The organism is Pseudomonas sp. NPDC087614 (assembly GCF_044743485.1).
GTDB classification, from domain to species: domain Bacteria; phylum Pseudomonadota; class Gammaproteobacteria; order Pseudomonadales; family Pseudomonadaceae; genus Aquipseudomonas; species Aquipseudomonas baetica_A.
Window position 1 is genome coordinate 129937 of record NZ_JBIUWN010000001.1, and the last position, 20050, is coordinate 149986.

The following is a 20050-nucleotide window of genomic DNA, read 5'->3' on the forward strand; positions in this document are numbered from 1 at the left end:
TCACACAGAGGCACGCTTATGGACTCTCTCACCTTGATCGCCGTCGCCTCCATCGTCATGGCAGGCCTGACGACCGGCTTCGGCACAATGGCGCCCGCACTGGCGGAGGGCAGGGCGGTTGCTACGGCGCTCAGCTCGTTGGCCCAACAGCCCGACGCGTCGGCCACCATCACCCGGACGCTGTTCGTGGGGCTGGCGATGATCGAGTCGACGGCCATCTACTGCTTTGTTGTGTCGATGATCCTGATCTTCGCTAATCCGTTCTGGAATGCCGCCGTCACGGCGGCGGCCCAAGCGGCAGGAAAATAGACCGTGCTTATCGACTGGTTCACCGTCGGCGCGCAGGTGCTGAACTTCCTCATTCTGGTGTGGCTGATGAAGCGTTTTCTGTACCAACCGGTGCTGGACGCCATCGCGTCGCGGGAGGCGAAGATTGCCACCGAACTCAAGGACGCCGCCGACACCAAAGCAAAGGCCCATCAGCAGCAAGATGAGTTTGAGCACAAGAATCAGGCTTTCGACGAACAGCGAGACGCTTTGCTGAGCAAAGCCACCGAGGAGGCCAACGCGCAGCGTCTGCGCTTGTTGGCCGAGGCACGCCAAGCCGCCGAGGCTGCCAGTGTGGCGCGAGCAAAGGCTCTGGCGACTGAGAGACAGCACCTGCACGCCGAGATCGTGCGCCGCACACAACGGCAGGTTTACGACATCTCACGCCGGGTGCTGGGCGACCTCGCATCCGTCAGCCTGGAACAGCGTGCTTGCGAGGTGTTCATTCAACGCTTGCAGGCTCTGGAGGGCACCACGCTGGACGCATTGATCGCTGCACTCAAGGCGACGAGCCAAGGCGAATCGGCGCGGGTGCGCAGCGCCTTTGAATTGCCGGACGCACAACGTGCCTCGATTCAGGCCGCGCTCGACGCGTTGCTCGGCCAGCCGATCACGCTGACGTTCGAGTCGGACCCTGACCTGGTCACCGGTATTGAACTGAGTGTGAAGGGCGTGAAACTGGCCTGGAGCATTGCCGAGTACCTTGACGCCTTGGCAGTAACCCTGAAAAAACCACAGCCGACAACGGAGCACGCGTGACCTTGCCCGCGTCGCTGGACGTGACGCTGCAAAGCGTCCTTGAAGACGCGTTCGCCAGCATCAGCCAAGGGCTCCAGGCGTTCACTGCGCAATTGGTATTGCACGAAGTGGGCACGGTGGTCAGCGTTTCAACCGGCATTGCCCGCGTCCAAGGCTTGCTGCACCTGGGCTTTGAGGAGCTGGTGTGGTTTCCAGGTGGCTTGTCGGGCATCGCCTTCAACCTGGACGAGGAGGGTGTCGATGTGGTGCTGCTGGGTGACTACGCTCATCTGCGGGCGGGCCAGGAAGTCCACCGCACCGGCCGCGTGATGGACGTGGCGGTGGGCGAGGCGTTGTTGGGCCGAGTGATTGATCCCTTGGGCCGGCCGCTGGATGGTGGTGCGCCGTTGGCAACTGAAGAACGCCTGCCTATCGAGCGGCCGGCGGCGCCGATCATGGACCGCGCGCCCGTGACCGAGCCGCTGCAAAGCGGATTGAAGGTCATTGATGCGCTGATCCCCATCGGGCGTGGCCAGCGCGAACTGATTTTGGGCGACCGCCAGACCGGCAAGACCGCGATCGCCATCGACACCATTTTCAACCAGCGTGACAAAAACGTTTTGTGCGTTTACTGCGCCATCGGCCAGCGCGCGTCGGCAGTGGCCAAAGCGGTGGCCAACCTGCGTGAGAAAGGGGCGCTGGCCTACACCGTTGTCGTGGTGGCCGAAGGTAACGAGGCGCCGGGGCTGGCCTACATTGCGCCTTACGCGGCCACCAGCATCGCCGAGTACTTCATGGAGTCTGGTCGTGACGTGCTGATTGTCTACGATGACCTCACCCACCACGCCCGCGCCTATCGCGAACTGTCGCTGCTGCTGCGTCGTCCTCCGGGCCGCGAGGCGTTTCCGGGGGATATTTTCTACATCCATTCGCGCATGCTGGAACGCGCCACGCACCTCAATGAGGAGCGCGGAGGCGGTTCGATGACCGCACTGCCCATCATTGAAACCGAAGCACAGAATATTTCGGCTTATATCCCGACCAATCTGATTTCCATCACCGACGGGCAGATTGTGCTGTCGCCATCGCTGTTCGAACTGGGCGTGCTGCCGGCCATCGATGTCGGGCAGTCTGTCTCGCGGGTGGGCGGCAAGGCGCAGCGCGCGGCGTATCGTGCGGTGGCGGGCGACCTCAAGCTTGCCTACGCGCAGTTCGAAGAACTGGAAACCTTTGCGCGCTTCGGCGCCCGACTGGACGAAGACACGCGACAGTCCATCGTCCACGGCAAGCGTATCCGCGCCTGTCTGGCTCAGGCCGAATTCTCGCCGGTGACGGTGCCTGCACAGATTGCCATTTTGCTGGCGTTAAATGCCGCGCTGTTCGACCCGGTGCCCCTCGACAGCATGCTTGCCGCGCAGCAAGCCGTGGAGAAAGCCGCTGATGGGCTGCCCGAAGACGTGAGCCAACGACTGACAGCCGCCGGTAAACTGACCGACGCCGATCGCGAGCAGGTCACCGAGGTGGCGCGCCAAGCCATTGCCGCGTTCCTGGCGCCAGCGCAGCCAAACACGGTTGCACCCAAGGCCGGTGCCGTGACCGACACCGGCCAAGCCTGATGGCTGCCACCATCACCGCACTGCGCCGCCAGATCAGCAGCGCAGGGGACCTGAAGTCCGTGGTCCGTGTCATGAAAGCGTCGGCAGCCTCGGCGATCGGGCAGTACGAGCGCTCAGTGGCGGCCTTGGCCGATTACGCGCGCACGGTCGAACTGGGATTGGGGGTGTGTTTGCGCTCGGTCGATTCCAGTGGGCCGCCTCCACGGTTATCGGCAGCGCGCGCCGAAGACATCGTGGTGCACGCGTTGGTATTCGGGTCGGATCAGGGATTGGTGGGGCGGTTCAACGAGGCGGTGGTCGACTATGCCTTGGGCCAGTCGGCATCCCCGGCGACAAAGCTCTGGGCCGTGGGCGAACGCGTGCATGAGCGATTGCTTGATGCGGGCCGAGAACTCGAAGGCACCTTTGTCGTTCCGGGATCGGTCGAGCAAATCACGCGACTGGTCGGCCAGATTCTGCAAAGAATCCCCATGGCCGGCAGCGAAGTTGAACCGCACAACACCACGCTGATTCTTTTCTATAACCGACCCAATGGCGCTGGCTACACGCCCGTGAGCCAGCGATTGCTGCCTCTGGACGGACATTGGCAGCGGGACTTGGCACACCAGCCCTGGCCCACGGCGCAACGGCCCGAAGTGCTGAGCGCCAATGCGCAGACGCTGCGCGCGTTCATTCGCGAGCACCTGTTCGTGTCTTTGTTTCGAGCCAGCGCCGAGTCGTTGGCCAGCGAGAACGCCAGTCGTCTCGCCGCCATGCAGCGCGCCGATCGCAACATCGGCGAACTTCTGCAAGCGCTGAACGCCAACGACCACCGTTTACGCCAGGCCGGCATCGACGAAGAGCTGTTCGACGTGATTTCTGGCTTCGACGCCTTGCTGCCGAGTGCAGATTCTGGCCCTCAGCACTGAACAGACAACTGTGAACAGGAAACCGAATCATGAAAGTCGTGGTCGCCTTGGGCGGAAATGCACTGTTGCGGCGCGACCAACCGCCGACGGCAGAAAATCAGTTGGAGAACATTCGCGGTGCAGCCGCACAACTGGCGCGCGTGGCCGCGCATCACGATCTGGTGCTGACGCATGGCAATGGTCCTCAGGTGGGGTTGCTGGCGCTTCAGGCGGCGGCCTATGAAAAAGTGCAAGCCTATCCGCTGGATGTGTTGGGCGCGCAGACCGACGGCATGCTGGGCTATCTGCTGGAGCAGGAATTGGCCAACCTGCTGCCGCAAACGCGCACGGTAACCACACTGATCACACGCGTAGAGGTCGATCCGCACGATCCTGCGTTCAGCCATCCCAGCAAGCCGATAGGACCGATGTACAACCAGGCCGAGTCTGCGCGTATCGCCTCGCAAAAGGGCTGGGTGATGGTCAGGGACGGTGATGCGTTTCGGCGCGTCGTTGCATCACCAGCGCCCTTGCGAGTGCTCGGGCTGCAGTCGATCCGCTGGCTGCTGGAACATGGCGCGCTGGTCATTGCCGCCGGAGGTGGCGGCATTCCGGTGGCGGCCACGGGGGAGAAGGGCGACAAGAAACTGCACGGCGTGTCAGCGGTGATCGACAAGGATCAGTGCACCAGCCTGCTCGCCCGCGACCTTGAAGCCGACTTGCTGGTCATCGCCACTGACGTGTCGGCGGTCTATCTCGACTGGGGTTTGCCCACGCAGCGCGCGCTCGGCAACGTCACACCGCAGGAACTTGCCCAGTACCCGTTCCCTGAGGGTTCGATGGGGCCGAAGGTCGAGGCGGCGCGAAGCTTTGTACTCGCCACGGGGCATCGCGCTGTCATCGGTTCGCTCGAGCAGATCGAAGAAATGATCGCCGGCCATGCGGGCACTCAAGTGGCCCTTGCGAAAAGCGCTGATGGCGGTGGCCCGTTGAGGTCCTGAATGGGGGCGCTGACACGCTGACAGGTCCGGAGCCTCTGCCGGACTGTCAACCGGAACGGGAATTCATTCAGCCCGCCTCGCAGGCCCACATCTCAATGGACGGCAGGCTGGACGTCGGCGCACCAACCCATTGGCTCATTGGCTGGCACTGGCCGTTGAAGCACAACTGGTAGTCGCCCGCCTCGGGGGTGCGCCCCAGACTCAGTGGCTGCATAGGCGCCAGTGTGCGGCGGTAGTGCCAACTGCCATTGTCCAGTCGGGCACCCTCGGGAATTTCCATGCCCGCGCCGTTACCGCGCACCCGAGCCTCTTCCAGCACAAGGCCTTGGGCAGTGACGCGGTAATCTTCCTCCCAGCGAATCTTTTCGATGGTGTGATTCCACGCCAGCGTAAAGTGCGAAATCGGTAGCTGAGCCCACACCGCCCCTGTGAGGCCCAGACACAAACCGATCATGCGCGGGCTATCCTGGCCTGGCGGGAACGCCAGATGTGCTGAAGGATCACGGCGGCCCCAAGGGCGAAGCCCAGTTCATCGGTCAACGGCAATGCCACCACCAGCAAGCCTCCAGCCGACACGCACAATAAGCGCTCCCATGCGGGCATTTTTCGTTGTAGATAACCGGTGGAGGCCATTCCCCAGAGTCCGACCGCCAATACCGATTTGATCACCATGTAGGCGGTCATCCACAAATTATCGCCTTGCAGCATGAGCGCCGGGTTGTAGACCGCCATGAATGGAATGACAAATCCGGCCAACGCGATTCGCACCGCCCAGAGGCTGATCTTGAAACCGGACTCTTTGGCAATCGGTGCCGCAGCAAAGCAGGCAAGGGCGACAGGGGGTGTCAGGTCGGCGAGGATGCCGAAATAGAACACGAACATATGCGACACGATCAGCGGCACACCCAATTCCAGCAGGGCAGGGGCCGCGATCGAGCTGGTGATGATGTAGTTGGGAATGGTCGGAATGCCCATGCCCAACACCAGGCAGGTGATCATTGTCAGTATCAGCGACAGCAGCAGGTTGTCTCGGCCAATGGCCAATATGTAGCCTGCAAACGTAGAGGCCACACCGGTCAGTGACACCACACCGATAATGATGCCCACCAGTGCACAGGCAATGCCCACCGGAACGGCATGGCGCGCGCCTTCGACCAGCGCGTGCAGGCAGATGATCAGTGTGTCGTGCCCCCCTTTGATGAACGCACAAATCAACACCAGCACCGCAACGACCGCAAAGATCACACCAATCCCCAACTGGAAGAAACCGGTACACAGAATCCCGAGCGCGATCCAGAAGGCGCAGCGCAGGCCGAAACTCTGCACCCTGAGAATGATGGCCGAGCCGAGAATCACGATGGCGGTCAGGGCCAGTCCGACCATGCCGGAGAACAACGGCGTGCGCCCGGAAAACAGCAGATAGACCAGAACCAGCAGCGGGATCAGCAGGTACCATTTCTCCTTGACGGCGCCCAGTGCGCTGGGACATTGATCCTTGGGCAGGCCCATGAGATTGGAGCGTTTGGCCTCCAGATGAACCATCCAGAACACCGAGCCGAAGTAGAGGGTGGCAGGAATCAACGCCGCCTTGGCTATTTCCACGAACGGCACGTTGATGGTTTCGGCCATGATGAAGGCGACAGCGCCCATCACCGGCGGCATCAGTTGGCTACCCATGCTGGAGGTCGCTTCAACGCCGGCAGCAAACGCGGGCCGGTATCCAAAGCGTTTCATCAACGGAATGGTGAATTGCCCCGTGGTCACGACGTTGGCAATCCCTGAGCCCGTGATGGTGCCCATCAGCGCCGACGACGCGACCGCAACTTTGGCCGGGCCGCCCACCTTGTGGCCGAACAGGCCCATGGCGAAGTCGGTGAACAGTTTGATCATGCCCGCCTGTTCAAGGAACGCGCCGAACAGGATGAACAGAAAGATGTAGGTTGCCGAAACATAGGTCGGAGTGCCGTACAGCCCTTCGGTGCCAAAAGAGAGCTGGTTGATGATCTGATCGAAACCGTAGCCGCGATGCGCCAACTCTCCCGGTAGATATTCGCCGAACAGACCGTAGGCCAGGAACAGGCCGCAAATGATCGGCAGGGCAATCCCCATCACTCGCCGTGCGGCTTCGAACACCAGCACGATCAACACAATGCCCGTCACCGTGTCAGTGAGCGTCAGATCCCCGGAGCGCTGAATCAGGTCAGCCTCAAACACCCACTGATAGATGGCCGTAGCAATGGCGGCCAGGCTGAGTATCCAGGCCAGCGGCTGCCATGGACGGTCCTTGCCATAAGCGGGGTAGCTCAGAAAAACCACCCACAGCAGGAAACCTACGTGTACGGCGCGCAAGACCTGGCTTGAGATCGGTGCAAATGCGGCGGTGACGATCTGAAAGATCGAGAACAACAAGGCTACGTAGAACAGGGTTTTCGGCCACTCTCGCGGATTCGTGGAGATGCCGTGATGATCATCACTCATTAGTTGCCTGCCTCATGACTGCATTGAACAAGGGCGAACAATGGGCGCAGCGACAATGGGCGGACGCTGCGCCTCTAAGCCGTTACAACGCGCCTTTTTCCTTGTAGTAGCGCTCGGCGCCTGGATGCAGGGCAATGGGCAGGTTCTTGGCGGCGCTTTCAAGCGTGATGTCTTTGGCCGCCGAATGAGAGTTCCCCAGACGGGTGAGGTTTTCGAACAGCAGCTTTGTCATCTGATAGGCCAGTTCGTCGGGTACATCCGCGCGGGTGACGAGGATATTGGTGATCGCAACAGTGGGCACCGCCTCAGGCTGCCCGTCATAGGTATTGGCCGGGATCATTGCACTTTGATACGCCGGATTGCCGATTTTGGCGACAACGTCAGTAGGGATCGCAACATAGTTCAATGGCATTACCGAGGACAGGTCGCGAATGGCCGCCATGCCCAAACCGGAGGACTGCAACGTGGCATCCAGTTGCCGGTTCTTGATCAGTTCGACTGATTCGGCAAAGGGCAGGTATTGCACCTTGCCCATGTCTTCGTAGGTCAGACCCGCCGCCTTGAAGATCGCCCGGGCGTTGAGTTCGGTGCCCGACTTCGGCGCCCCGACCGAGATGGACTTGCCTTTGAGGTCTGCAAGCGTCTTGATTCCGGACTCTTTGCTGGCCACGATTTGAATGTAGTTGGGGTATGCCCCGGCAATTGCGCGCAATTTGCCCAGCGGCGCTTTGAAGCCTGCATCTTCAACGCCGTTTTTTGCATCGGCCACGGAGTCACCCAGTGCCAAGGCCAACTCGCCTCGACCGGCCTGCAGCAAGTTCAGGTTCTCCACTGACGCCTTGGTGGCCTGCACCGACGTCTTTACATCTGGAATGCCGTCACTGTAGATCTGCGACAGACCGACACCAATCGGGTAATACACCCCGCTGGTTCCCCCCGTCAGTATGTTGATGAACACCGGCGCAGCATGCGTCGCGGTCGTTATTGCCAAGGTTGCAGCGGCGACCAGGAGGGTGAGGCGGTTTTTTACTGGCATGGGAAACTCTCCGTCTTTTTATGGCTTTATGCAGAGTGTCTCAACTGTAGTTGATCGCGCCGCAGAAGTGGCAACTGATCGTCAATATCGCAATCGCCTGGCGAGCGAGAGGCTTGACTTAGCCGTGTTTGGCGGTTTTTTGATGGATCAGGGCCGCCGCGGTTGGAGGTCACCCCCTAACCGGTTAATCTTGGTGCTTCACATTCTTGAACTTCCACGGGAATCCGCTCGGGTGATCAAACCGCTATTGCTGATACGACGTCGTTTTACCTCGATCCGTTGGCGCACTCGAGTGACGCTCTGGGCCGCCGCCACCCTCGCGGGCCTGCTGGTGGTGATGTTTGCTCGACTGGCCGACCTGGCATTGACGCAATTTGCCCAACAGACCGCCGAACGCCCTTGGCTGCCGTTCATTTACACGCCTCTGGTCGGCATGCTCGTGGTATGGATGACCACGCGGTTCTTTGAAGGCGCCCAAGGCAGCGGCATTCCCCAGGTCATCGCGGCCACACGTCTTGCTCATCAAGGCAAACCCCTTGGCAAGCTGATATCGCTGCGTATTGCGTTCGCCAAGATAGGCCTCGGCACCCTGGCACTGACCGGTGGTTTTTCTGCCGGGCGCGAGGGGCCTTCGGTTCAGGTTGCCGCCTCGATCATGCACTTCTTTCACCGTTACCTGCCCAATGCACGAATCATCCGTCCCGAGGATCTCATCCTGGCCGGTGGCGCTGCAGGCATCGCGGCGGCGTTCAATACGCCTCTGGCCGGTGTCGCCTTTGCGGTGGAGGAGTTGGGGCGCAAGCTGGAAACCCGTACCAGCGGGGTATTGCTCAGCACGATCATCCTGTCAGGGATGGTCGCTATCGCCTTGCAGGGCAATTACAACTACTTCGGCCATTTCGACGTTCAGGGCATCAATCTGGATATTGTGGTGCCGGTGCTGGCAAGCGGAATCGGCTGCGGTCTACTGGGTGGGCTGTTCAGCCGGATGCTCCTGTGGCCGCAACGGCATCATCGATTTGTGGTCTGGGAGTGGCGCCGCATGCATCCGGTCTGGTTCGCCGGTGCGTGTGGATTGATCGTGGCAATACTGGGCTGGCTCAGCGGCGGGATGTCATTTGGCAGTGGTTACGGGGTGACGTCGCAGATCATTGCGTCGGATGTCGGCCTGCCCTGGCACGCGCCGATCACGCGTTTTCTTGCGACCGTGGTGACTTATTTTTCCGGTATCCCGGGCGGTATTTTTGCCCCATCCCTGGCGGTAGGGGCAGCGGTGGGGGCCAATGCTGCCGAATTCTTCCACTTGGCTGCGCAGCCGATCATTGCGCTGTGCATGGTCGGTTTCCTGGCGGCGGTCACGCAATCACCCATCACGTCCGCCATCATCGTTATGGAGATGATTGACAGCCATGGGATGGTGATCAGTCTCATGGCGGTCGCGCTGATTGCCAAAGCGGTCAGTACAAGGATGGGCCCCGAGTTGTATCAGCAGTTGGCACGGGGCTTTCTGCAATCATCAACGGTGAAACCGCCGGTCGACAAAGCCAATCAGTAGTCAGGAACGTTCTCGTGCAATAGCTCCCCGGCCGATGCTCGCAGCCGTTCTTTGTCCTCCTTGAGCGTGAGTGCATGGTCTGCCCGCTGGAGTAATAGGATCGCGTGCCGGGTACAGGCGCTTTTGAACAACACCGGGTTGATCTGCGCGAGGCTGACAAGGGTCTTCATCATCCGAAGATCGACCTCGAGCAGGGCCGCCCCATCCCGGGCAATCGGCGCGAAAAAGTCATCGAACAGATCGTCGACCACCAGACCGCGCAGGTAAACCTGCTCGCAATCTGAATGGACCTTGGCCACGGGGTCTTGTGGTGTGCCCCAGCAAGTAAAGCTTCTGAGTCCGCGGCCAATCACGTCAATCGCCGTGCCGGGATCGTTGACCGCTGGCGACAGGGCCCGTGAGGCGATCTCTGACAGCACCGACAGCCCAAACCGGGGGTCGTGTTCAAAGGTGCGCCGCACGCCTATGGTCAGGGCCGCGAGGATCTTCTCGTTGCAGGCATGCTGCTCATCGACGCGCTCAGTGTTCAAACTCACGATCCGGGCGAGCGGCATGCCCAGGTGAACAAAACTCCCCGGAAGCACCTCCAGAAAAAGCTGTATCTCGCAAGCCTTGGCGACGGCGCCCAACGCGTTTACATCGATGTGCTGCACATACCCGGTTTGCTGACATTGCAGCGCATAGGCGCTGGAGGGAATGCTCGTGACGTCAGGGTAGGGCGCACCGCCCAAGTGAGGCCATTGCACGCGATTGTCTATTGCGTCGATAGTCGCCTGTTCGACACGATCGATGGTTTCGCCCACCCGCCCAAGCTTGGAAAGATGATCGATCCAGCGCAGCAGGGTGTAGACAATCAGAATCACGACGGCAATCGTCACTGCAAACAGCAAGACCCTTCCTTGCCTGCCGTAAGCCCCTGTACTCAAGGCGATGATCCCCACGAGGCTGAACAGAAATGAGCCGATGAAGGTTGCGAGGGCATTTTGTGTTGTGGTGTCTTCCATCACCAGCGTGGTGGCGCGGGGCGTGACGCCGCTGCTGGCCGCACCGTAGGCGGTGACCATCGTGCTTAGAGAAAAGGTGGTCACTGCCAGCATGCTTGAGGCGATGATGCCCAGTATCTTGTCGACGGCGTCGGCGCCAATACGTGCAGGCAGTGAGGCGGGAATGTAGTCCTTGAAGACAACGGCGAGCAACGCCGTTGCCACGCCCAGTAAGGAAAACAGGCTAGCTCTGAACCACAGCCGTTTGGTCAGTTGTTGTAACAGCCAGCGCCAGCGAGCGATCATTTTTCATACCTTTGAATAGTGGTGTGATCAATCTTCAGGTTCCGGTCAGTAAAGACCGCAAGATCACGACCCATGATTGAGTTCCCATGGGTACGGATGGTTCATCCAACAGTCGCCCTGAGCACAATAATTGGGATAAAACCGGGGAGATAATAAAGTTTTGAGGTGGCCGCCCCCCTTAATCGGCGAGAATCACGCCAACGCATTGTGATCCTGCTGATCGCACTTAGAATGGCGGGTCCCGGAGGCTGAGCCTCCGATACCGCGCGGCACTCATATTTCAGGTTAGTTCTATGTCCATAGCGGCAATACGGCTTATTGGCTTCATTTTGGGTATTTTTCTTATCACGCTGGCTGTCAGTATGGCCATCCCCATGCTGACGTTAGTGCTCTATGACCGCAGCGACGATCTGTCAGCCTTTCTCTGGTCCAGTCTGATTACCTTCATCTGCGGTCTTTTGCTGATCGTGCGCGGGCGCCCGGAGACGGCACAACTTCGTCCCCGGGATATGTACTTGCTCACGACCGGCAGTTGGGTGGTGGTGTGTACCTTCGCCGCGTTGCCAATGGTCTTTATCAGCCACATCAGTTACACCGACGCTTTTTTTGAAACCATGTCCGGTATCACAACCACCGGCTCAACCGTTCTGAGTGGCTTGGATACGGCCTCGCCGGGTTTGTTGATCTGGCGTTCGATGCTGCAGTGGCTGGGCGGCATCGGCTTTATCGGTATGGCCGTGGCGATCCTTCCGCTGCTGCGAGTGGGGGGCATGCGTCTTTTCCAGACTGAATCCTCGGACTGGTCGGAGAAGGTCACTCCGCGCTCTCATGTGGCTGCCAAGTACATCCTCTTCCTTTACCTGGGGCTTACCGGGGCCGGCGCACTTGCGCTCTGGATCGCCGGGATGACGCCGTTTGAAGCGATCAACCACGCCATGTCGATGATCTCCACCGGGGGATTCTCAACCTCGGACGCCTCACTTGGGCATTGGACGCAGCCCGCGATTCACTGGGTGGCGGTGGTGATCATGATTCTGGGCAGTCTGCCCTTTACCTTGTATGTCGCGACCTTGCGTGGTCATCGACGTGCGCTGCTCAAGGATCATCAGGTACGCGGTTTTATCGGATTCTTGATCGTCACCTGGCTGGCGGTGGGGACCTGGCTGTGCTTTAACAGCGACTACGGATGGTGGAATGCCCTGCGTATCGTGGCTGTCAATGTGACCTCGGTCGTCACCACCACGGGTGTTGCATTGGGTGATTACACCCTATGGGGCAGCTTCGCCGTTCTGCTCTTTTTCTACCTGACCTTCGTCGGCGGATGTTCAGGCTCCACGGCGGGCGGGCTGAAGATTTTCCGTTTTCAAGTGGCTGCCACGTTGCTGGTCAGCAGCTTGAAACAACTGATTCACCCTCGTGCCGTGATTCAAAAGAAGTACAACGGTCACCCCATCGATGAGGAAATCTTGCGTTCGCTTTTGACCTTCTCGTTTTTTTTCACCATTACCATTGCCGCCATCGCTTTGGGCCTGGCCCTTATCGGGCTTGACTGGACAACAGCTTTGAGCGGCGCAGCGACGGCAGTGTGTAACGTCGGGCCTGGGCTTGGCACGATCATTGGTCCGGCGGGTAATTTCGAATCATTGCCTGACGCTGCCAAATGGCTATTGACCATAGGAATGCTCCTCGGACGGCTGGAAATCCTGACGGTGCTGGTGCTCATAACGCCAGTGTTCTGGAGATATTGACCGTCGATGTCATGGCTCACGAAGGTGGGACGCGACGTGATCACTGCCAAAGGTTGAACAACGTGACTGGATATGGTCTGGTAAGCGCTGTCTTCAGCGCGCCAGACCCCATAGGCAGGTGCCAGGCTCAGTCATCTTTTTCTTGATCATCTCCGAGGTTCCATGCAAATCGAGTTACAGGAGATTCGCGACCACCTTCATCGTTTCCCTCCCTTTGATCAGTTGCCTCAGGAGTCGCTGGACGCAATCGCCCGGCGTATCGACGTCAGCTATTTCAAGGCCGGCAGCGAAATTCTTGTGGCCGGCGCCGTCATTCAGGATTTGCACTACGTGCGCAGCGGCGCCGTGGAGATTTATCGGCGCAACGGCGATCTCTATAACCGCCTCGTCGAGGGCGATATCTTCGGGCAGGCGGGTTTATTACGCAGCAACAAAGTTCGTTTTCCCGCAAGAGCTCTGGAAGACAGCCTGATCTACTTTATTCCCGCCGATATGTTTGCAGACTTGTGCGCGCAGCATGACGCGTTCGCTGACTTCGTCGAGGCTGAAGGTCACTCAAGGCTACAGACCGCCGTCGAGGCACAGGGCCGCGCGAGTGAGCTGATCCAGTTGAAATGCCGCGCTTTGATATCGCGTGAACTGGTGTGGGTGAGCAGCGACACTTCAGTTCATGAAGCCGCGAAAGTGATGACCGAGCAAAGCGTTTCTTGCGTCGTGGTCATGGGGCCTGAGGGGCCGCAAGCGCAAATGGTCGGCATTGTCACCGACCGCGATCTGCGCACTCGGGTGGTGGCAGAGGGACGAAGTGACAGCGCTACCTGCATCAGCGAAATCATGTCGACCGATCCGGCGGCAATTCAGGCCGATGACTCGGTATTCGAGGCCATGCTGGTCATGTTGCGACGCAATATCCATCACCTTCCGGTCGCCTCTAAAGGCAAGACCTTGGGTCTGATCAATCTGTCGGACATCATCCGGTACGAATCCCAAAGCAGCTTGTACCTGGTCAACCGGATCTCCAATCAAACCTCAGTCGAGGGCCTGCGATCACTGTTGCGTGATCTGCGCGCGACCTACATCCGCATGGTGCGTGACGGCGCTACAGCGCACATGATTGGCAGCGCGATTGCAGGTGTTGGCCGTGCCTTCACTCAGCGTTTGATCGAGTTGGCGGAAAAACAGCTAGGGCCACCCCCCGTGCCGTATTGCTTCATGGCGTTGGGTTCGATGGCCCGAGACGAGCAGCTGCTGGTGACCGACCAGGACAATGCCCTAGTACTCGATGATCGATTCGACCCCGTTCAGCATGATGAATACTTCAAGCGCCTGGCCACATTTGTCAGCGATGGCCTGGCCGCCTGCGGTTATAGCTACTGCAAGGGTGGAATCATGGCCACCAACGATCAATGGCGGCAACCGTTACGCGTCTGGCGCGCGTACTTTGAGCAATGGATCGAAAAGCCCAATCCGGCCACCTTGCTTAACAGCTGTATTTTTTTCGATCTGGACGGGGTCTACGGTCAACTGGAGTTAGTGCAGGAGCTCAAGAATTTGTGCGCCAGTAAATCCAGTACCAACCCAGGGTTTCTCCATGCCCTGGCCCGGATCGCACTTAATCGGACGCCGCCGCTGGGCTTTTTCCGCACGTTCGTGGTGGAAACAGACGGCCGGCAGAAGGGCATCATCAACCTCAAGGGCCGAGGCACTGCGCCGCTGACTGACCTTATTCGCATCCACGCCCTTGCTTGCGCAAGCACGGCGCAAAACTCCTTTGATCGCCTCGATGCCATCAGCAATACCCAGCTCATGCCACCGGACGCATTGATGCACCTGCGTTACGCTCTGGAGTTCCTGTCCATGGTCCGGATCCGGCACCAGGCCGATGCGCTGGAGCAAGGAACCCTGCCCGACAACTACATCGAGCCGGAGCGGTTTTCCACCAGCGAACGGCATAACCTCAAAGATGCATTTCAGGTCTTGAGCAACGCGCAGAATTTCTTGCGATTCCGCTACCCACTCAAGGGGCGTCAATCGTAATGAACACCGTAAAAGTCGATCGACAGTTCGAGAAAATAGACTGGGCTGCAAGGTTTCAGGTATTGGCAGAGGGCGCTTGCCATCCCCATCTGAAGACGTTCTATCAGGCCGGGGCTGTGCCGGCACAGACCTCAATAGAGCAGGTGCAACTGCTGGCGATGGACATTGAAACGACCGGTCTTGATGCCCAGGCCCACAGCATCGTCAGCATTGGCCTGATCCCGTTCACGCTGCAGCGGATACATTGCGGTCAGGCGTTGTATTGGGTCATACAACCGCCGTCAGAGCTTAACGACCAGTCGGTGACTTTCCACCACATCACCCACACCGATATTGTGGACGCCCCGCGACTTTCCGAGATCGTCGGGGCGTTGCTGGAAGCCATGGCCGGTAAAGTCATGGTCGTGCATTACCGAAACATCGAGCGGGGTTTCCTCGATCAGGCGCTTCGCCTTCTGTTGGGGGAGGGCGTGCAATTTCCGGTGATCGACACGATGCAGCTGGAAGCACGCATGCATCGACAAAAGCGAACCTGGCTCGACCGGCTGCTGCGCCGGCCCAGGCGTTCAATAAGGCTGGCCGACAGTCGCGCGCGCTACCACCTGCCGGCTTACCACGCGCACCATGCCTTGACCGATGCCCTGGCGGCCGCCGAACTGTTGCAGGCACAAATCGCCAACCACTATTCACCGTCGACGCCGATTGAGGCGCTGTGGAACTGAGGTCGCCTCTCAATCTTTGAGCTGTCGATTAATGGCCTATCAGCGTGTCAATGCCATCCGGCTTGTCGTGCACGCCGAATCGATCCACGAGCGTGGCTGTCGCCCGGTTCATGCCAATCACATCGACTTCAATGCCTTCACGACGAAGCTTGAGTACCACTTTGTCCAAGGCCGCGACGGCGGTGATGTCCCACAAATGCGCTTCGCGCAGATCGATGGTGAGCGTTTCGAGCTGTTCATTGAGGTCGAACGCGTTGGCAAAGCGATCTGCCGAGCCGAAGAAAACTTGCCCCGTCACATAGTACGTACGGTGACGATGCTCAGGATCACGTTTTGAGGAGATGTCCAGGTAGTGGGCAATCTTGTTGGCGAAGAACATCGCGGCCAGCAATGTCCCGGCGATCACACCAAAGGCCAGGTTGTGGGTGGCAACGACGACGATCACGGTCACGACCATTACCACGTTCGTGGACAGCGGGTATTGCTTGAGGTTGCGAATGGAGCCCCAACTGAACGTGCTGATCGACACCATGATCATCACCGCCACCAGTGCGGCCATCGGAATGCGCGCCAGCCAGTCACCCAGGAAGAGCATCATGATCAGCAACAACACGCCCGCGCTGAGCGTCGACAGGCGAGTGCGGCCGCCGGACTTCACGTTGATCATCGACTGGCCAATCATGGCGCAACCGGCCATACCGCCAATCAGCCCACTCACGATATTGGCAACGCCCTGACCTTTGCATTCGCGGCTCTTGTCGCTGGACGTATCGGTCAGATCATCGACGATCGTGGCGGTCATCATCGATTCCAGCAGACCCACCACCGCCAGCGCGGCGGAATAAGGCAGCACGATGAGTAGGGTGTTCAGATTCAGCGGCACCTCAGGCCACATGAAGATCGGCAGGCTGTCCGGCAGCGACCCCATGTCGCCGACAGTATGGATATTGAGCCCCATCGACACGGAAATCGCGGTAAGCACCAGGATGCACACCAAAGGCGAGGGCAGCACCTTACCCACGACCGGTAATAGTGGGAACAGGTAAATGATCGCCAAACCTGCAGCCGTCATTGCATAGACAGGCCAGGTGACGCCGGTGAGTTCCGGTAGTTGCGCCATGAAAATGAGGATCGCCAGTGCATTGACGAATCCGGTCACGACCGAGCGCGAAACGAAGCGCATCAGCTCGCCTAGTCGCAGGTAACCGGCAATGACCTGCAAGACGCCGCAGAGGAGCGTGGCAACCAGCAAATATTGCAGACCGTGATCCTTGACCAGATTGACCATCAGCAATGCCATGGCGCCGGTGGCCGCAGAGATCATCGCCGGGCGACCGCCGACAAAGGCGATGACGGTACAGATACAGAAAGAAGCATAGAGGCCAACCTTGGGGTCGACTCCGGCAATGATGGAGAAGGCGATAGCCTCGGGAATGAGCGCTAGCGCAACGACGAGACCCGCCAGTACATCCGCCCGGATGTTTGATAGCCAAGCGGCTTTGATATTCTCAAGCATTCATTTACCCATATCAGGCACGTCATGACCCGTAGCTCAGAGCGCTGAGCCATGCAGGCGTGGCTGTATCCAGTTGGTTGTGGGTTTGCTACGGCAAAAATTGCGTGCAGCAGAGTTGGACCGCAGCAGGGAGGCGGGCCGGTTTTTGCTCGATCACTGCATCAACGGTGCTGTTCAGCGGCCATGTTGGCCGTCTCGGGCGCCTTGGCATCCGGTAATGAAGCGACATAAACAGTGCGCGAAGGGAACGCAAAACTCACACCCAGTTCGGCAAAAGCGTCCATCATCCCCAGGTTTATGTCTTGCTGAACATCCATGTAAACGTTGTAGCTGGGATCAAGCACGATATACACCGTTTCGAACTCCAGGGCGCTATCGCCGAAACTGCGGAAGTGCGAGCGGTCGAACCGCGCCAGCTTTTGCGCTTTGATGATTTTCTCGATCCGCTGCGGTACTTCCTTGACCTGTTGGGCAGAGCAGTCGTAGGTCAGGCCAACCTCAAACACAATGCGGCGCTCTTGCAGGCGTTTATAGTTTTGTATGGTGCTGCCGATCATTTGCGCATTCGCCATCACGATCTGCTCGCCACCGAGGCTGCGGATCCGTGTGGTTTTCAGACCGACATGTTCGACCGTACCGGACAGCGAGCCGACGACAATAAAGTCGCCCACTTCAAAAGGCTTGTCGACCGCGATGGAGAGAGAGGCGAATACGTCTCCAAGGATGTTCTGCACCGCTAACGCAATCGCAATACCGCCCACGCCAAGGCTGGCAACGAAGGCGGTGATGTTCACCCCGACGTTTGACAGCATTGCCATGACCACGACGACCCACAGAAATACTTTCGCACCCCATAGGCTGAGCGTTGCCAAGGCACTGGCCTGGAAAGTCTCGGCAGAGCCATGGCGTCGAAAATAACGTGCTAGCGCCAGTGCAATCGCACGGTTCGCCCAAAGGCCCGCTTGCAAGGCGGCCACCACGAACCACAGGCTGCTGACACGCCCCAGCCAGCGCTCAGGCAAATCAAGAAAGCCGATGCCGATAAGGACCGAGGCTAAAAACAAAAGGGTGTTGCTGGTAACCGAAAGCACTTCGAGCGCGATGTGACTGAGGTCAGCGTTGGGTAGCGAGGATCTCTTTCGGATTTTCTTGAGGGCAAATCGAATGGCCGTTCTGGCCAGAATGAAGCTGAGGACTGTTGCCAGGAGCGCCAGTAGCCAATGCCCTAAAGCGATCCCCAGAAAACTGTAATTTACAAAGAGGTCAATTGTGTTTTGTAGCATGCAGGTCTCCAGTAAAGCCCTGCGAGACATGTAATCGAACAACCAAATCACAGTCTCGCAGGTAAATCGAACTTACCTATCCATTTGAAAGCAATGACGCATCAGGATCGGGGTTCAGACAGCAGTCCTTTGACCAGAGAGATACATCCCACCATCAGCACAATAGCGAAAGGCAGACCGGTGGAGACCGCCATGGCCTGTAGCGCCACCAAACCACCGCCGAGCAGCAACGCGATAGCAATCACACCTTCGATCACAGCCCAGAAAACACGCTGCGGAACAGGTGCGTCGACCTTGCCACCCGCGGTAATGGTGTCGATCACCAGCGAGCCGGAGTCCGAGGAGGTAATGAAAAACACGATGACAAGAACAATGCCCAGGAATGAAGTGATTTCCTTGAGCGGCAAATGCCCCAGCATGGCGAACAGCTTCAGTTCGAGGACGGCATCTTTAACGCCCACAAAACCTTGAACGGTCGCTTGATCAATCGCCGTTCCGCCGAACGTCGTCATCCACAGTACCGAAACCACAGTAGGCACCAGCAGAACGGAGATCAGGAACTCTCGTACGGTACGACCACGGCTCACCCGGGCAATGAACATCCCGACAAAAGGCGACCAACTGATCCACCACGCCCAGTAGAACGCCGTCCAGCCTTCGGTGAACTCAGTGTCGGTTCGTCCAAAAGGATTGGAAAGGGCGGGCAGATACTCGGCATAACTCACCAGGTTTTTGAAAAAACCCGTGAAGATGGCCAGGGTAGGGCCCACGACAATGATGAACCCGAGCAGAAGCAAGGCCAGGCCCATGTTGATCTGGGACAGCACCTTGACGCCCTTGTCCAGGCCGGCAAGCACCGACCACAACGCGACCATGGTAATGCCGATGATCAGCAGTACTTTGCTGAGATTCGTCGACTTGATGCCAAAGAGATATTCGATCCCCGCTGCGGCCTGTTCCGCGCCGATGCCCAGGGACGTCGCCAACCCGAACAGTGTCGCGAATACCGCGAGGATATCGATGATATGCCCCGGCCAGCCCCAGACCCGTTCACCCAGCAATGGGTAAAAGATCGAACGGATCGACAGTGGCAAGCCTTTGTTATAGGAGAACAGCGCGAGCGACAGAGCAACAATCGCGTAAATCGCCCAAGGGTGCAGGCCCCAGTGGAAGATCGTCGTGGCCATGGCCAGTTCGGCTGAGCCTTTCATATCGCCTGCGGCACCACTCAGAGGTGCCCAGTCAGTACGAACCCCGTTGGCGTCGAGCGTGACGCCCCCCATCGAGGCCGCGTAGTGCGACATGGGTTCGGCAACGCCGTAGAACATCAGACCGATGCCCATGCCGGCAGCGAAGAGCATTGAAAACCAGCCCAGATACGTGTGATCAGGCTTGGCGTCGCGGCCGCCCAACCGAACCTTTCCCAGTGGCGAAACGATCAACGCCAGACACAGCACTACAAAGATGTTGGCGACGCTCATGAAGAACCAGGCCAAATGGCTGGTCAACCAGTTACGGATCGAACTGAAGAGTGGCTCTACTTCGTTTTGCAGTGCCAGCGTCAAGATGACGAAGAGCACGATCGTGGCTGCCGAGATGATGAAAACTTTGCCGTGGATATCGAGCGAGAACGAAAACTCACCTTTGATATTGTCTTGACCGATGACGTAGTCGGTATCGATCAGATTGGCTGCTCCGCTTGGAGCCGGGATGCCATCCTCACTGGCAGATTGAGAATTAGCTGGTAGATCATCCATAGGGTTTTTCCCCATGAGAGCCTCCTTGGTAGTGGCACGCTTGTGCGTGCGATGGTCTGT

General features: G+C 58.8%; 16 protein-coding genes. 9 read left to right on the forward strand and 7 right to left on the reverse strand.

Annotated features, from left to right (window positions below):
* Positions 1 to 18 precede the first annotated feature (18 nt).
* Genes ACIOWA_RS00590 through arcC form a run of 5 tightly spaced genes read left to right on the forward strand, consistent with a single transcriptional unit; the run spans position 19 to position 4569 of the window.
* A complete protein-coding gene (locus ACIOWA_RS00590; RefSeq protein ID WP_221731738.1) occupies positions 19 to 309 on the forward strand; it encodes a F0F1 ATP synthase subunit C in 291 nt (96 codons plus the stop codon).
* Positions 310 to 312: 3 nt separating this feature from the next.
* Positions 313 to 1086, forward strand: a complete 774-nt coding sequence (locus tag ACIOWA_RS00595) for a F0F1 ATP synthase subunit delta (RefSeq protein WP_401157658.1) — start codon at positions 313 to 315, stop codon at positions 1084 to 1086.
* Positions 1083 to 2681 carry an alternate F1F0 ATPase, F1 subunit alpha gene (locus ACIOWA_RS00600; RefSeq protein WP_339538689.1) on the forward strand — a complete coding sequence of 533 codons (1599 nt, stop codon included), beginning with the start codon at positions 1083 to 1085 and terminating at the stop codon, positions 2679 to 2681. Before ACIOWA_RS00595 ends, ACIOWA_RS00600 begins: the two co-directional genes overlap by 4 nt.
* A complete protein-coding gene (locus ACIOWA_RS00605) occupies positions 2681 to 3589 on the forward strand; it encodes a F0F1 ATP synthase subunit gamma (protein WP_401157661.1) in 909 nt (302 codons plus the stop codon). Before ACIOWA_RS00600 ends, ACIOWA_RS00605 begins: the two co-directional genes overlap by 1 nt.
* A gap of 29 nt (positions 3590 to 3618) precedes the next feature.
* Positions 3619 to 4569, forward strand: coding sequence for a carbamate kinase (arcC, locus tag ACIOWA_RS00610; RefSeq protein WP_401157663.1), 951 nt, complete (start codon positions 3619 to 3621; stop codon positions 4567 to 4569).
* 67 nt (positions 4570 to 4636) lie between these two features.
* On the opposite strand, the gene ACIOWA_RS00615 is transcribed toward arcC, so the two are convergent.
* From ACIOWA_RS00615 to ACIOWA_RS00625, 3 genes are all read right to left on the reverse strand, one after another.
* Positions 4637 to 5023, reverse strand: coding sequence for a DUF1850 domain-containing protein (locus ACIOWA_RS00615; RefSeq protein WP_401157665.1), 387 nt, complete (start codon positions 5021 to 5023; stop codon positions 4637 to 4639).
* Positions 5020 to 7047, reverse strand: a complete 2028-nt coding sequence (locus tag ACIOWA_RS00620; RefSeq protein ID WP_401157667.1) for a TRAP transporter permease — start codon at positions 7045 to 7047, stop codon at positions 5020 to 5022. Before ACIOWA_RS00620 ends, ACIOWA_RS00615 begins: the two co-directional genes overlap by 4 nt.
* Before the next feature lie 82 nt (positions 7048 to 7129).
* Positions 7130 to 8083: a TAXI family TRAP transporter solute-binding subunit gene (locus ACIOWA_RS00625; protein ID WP_339507640.1), complete on the reverse strand. Its 954-nt coding sequence runs from the start codon at positions 8081 to 8083 to the stop codon at positions 7130 to 7132.
* 232 nt (positions 8084 to 8315) lie between these two features.
* Here ACIOWA_RS00625 and ACIOWA_RS00630 point away from each other — a divergent pair, with 232 nt between their 5' ends.
* Positions 8316 to 9638: a chloride channel protein gene (locus tag ACIOWA_RS00630; protein WP_339507639.1), complete on the forward strand. Its 1323-nt coding sequence runs from the start codon at positions 8316 to 8318 to the stop codon at positions 9636 to 9638.
* Here ACIOWA_RS00630 and ACIOWA_RS00635 read toward each other — a convergent pair.
* Positions 9632 to 10927 carry a DUF2254 domain-containing protein gene (locus ACIOWA_RS00635; protein WP_401157669.1) on the reverse strand — a complete coding sequence of 432 codons (1296 nt, stop codon included), beginning with the start codon at positions 10925 to 10927 and terminating at the stop codon, positions 9632 to 9634. The genes ACIOWA_RS00630 and ACIOWA_RS00635 overlap by 7 nt on opposite strands.
* Positions 10928 to 11220: 293 nt before the next feature.
* Between ACIOWA_RS00635 and ACIOWA_RS00640 the strand changes: the two genes are divergently transcribed.
* The 3 genes from ACIOWA_RS00640 to ACIOWA_RS00650 all read left to right on the forward strand — a co-directional run bounded on the left by ACIOWA_RS00640 (position 11221) and on the right by ACIOWA_RS00650 (position 15434).
* Positions 11221 to 12675, forward strand: coding sequence for a TrkH family potassium uptake protein (locus ACIOWA_RS00640; RefSeq protein WP_339465038.1), 1455 nt, complete (start codon positions 11221 to 11223; stop codon positions 12673 to 12675).
* A gap of 162 nt (positions 12676 to 12837) precedes the next feature.
* Positions 12838 to 14712 carry a DUF294 nucleotidyltransferase-like domain-containing protein gene (locus ACIOWA_RS00645; protein WP_401133722.1) on the forward strand — a complete coding sequence of 625 codons (1875 nt, stop codon included), beginning with the start codon at positions 12838 to 12840 and terminating at the stop codon, positions 14710 to 14712.
* Positions 14712 to 15434, forward strand: coding sequence for a 3'-5' exonuclease (locus ACIOWA_RS00650; protein ID WP_339465036.1), 723 nt, complete (start codon positions 14712 to 14714; stop codon positions 15432 to 15434). The genes ACIOWA_RS00645 and ACIOWA_RS00650 overlap by 1 nt, the downstream gene beginning before the upstream one ends.
* A 28-nt stretch (positions 15435 to 15462) precedes the next feature.
* On the opposite strand, the gene ACIOWA_RS00655 is transcribed toward ACIOWA_RS00650, so the two are convergent.
* The 3 genes from ACIOWA_RS00655 to ACIOWA_RS00665 all read right to left on the reverse strand — a co-directional run bounded on the left by ACIOWA_RS00655 (position 15463) and on the right by ACIOWA_RS00665 (position 20005).
* Positions 15463 to 16950: a SulP family inorganic anion transporter gene (locus ACIOWA_RS00655; RefSeq protein WP_339465035.1), complete on the reverse strand. Its 1488-nt coding sequence runs from the start codon at positions 16948 to 16950 to the stop codon at positions 15463 to 15465.
* A gap of 161 nt (positions 16951 to 17111) precedes the next feature.
* Complete coding sequence (locus ACIOWA_RS00660) at positions 17112 to 18233, reverse strand: mechanosensitive ion channel family protein (protein ID WP_401157672.1); 1122 nt, start codon at positions 18231 to 18233, stop codon at positions 17112 to 17114.
* Positions 18234 to 18334: 101 nt separating this feature from the next.
* Positions 18335 to 20005, reverse strand: a complete 1671-nt coding sequence (locus tag ACIOWA_RS00665) for a BCCT family transporter (RefSeq protein WP_339465033.1) — start codon at positions 20003 to 20005, stop codon at positions 18335 to 18337.
* Between the last annotated feature and the right edge of the window lie 45 nt (positions 20006 to 20050).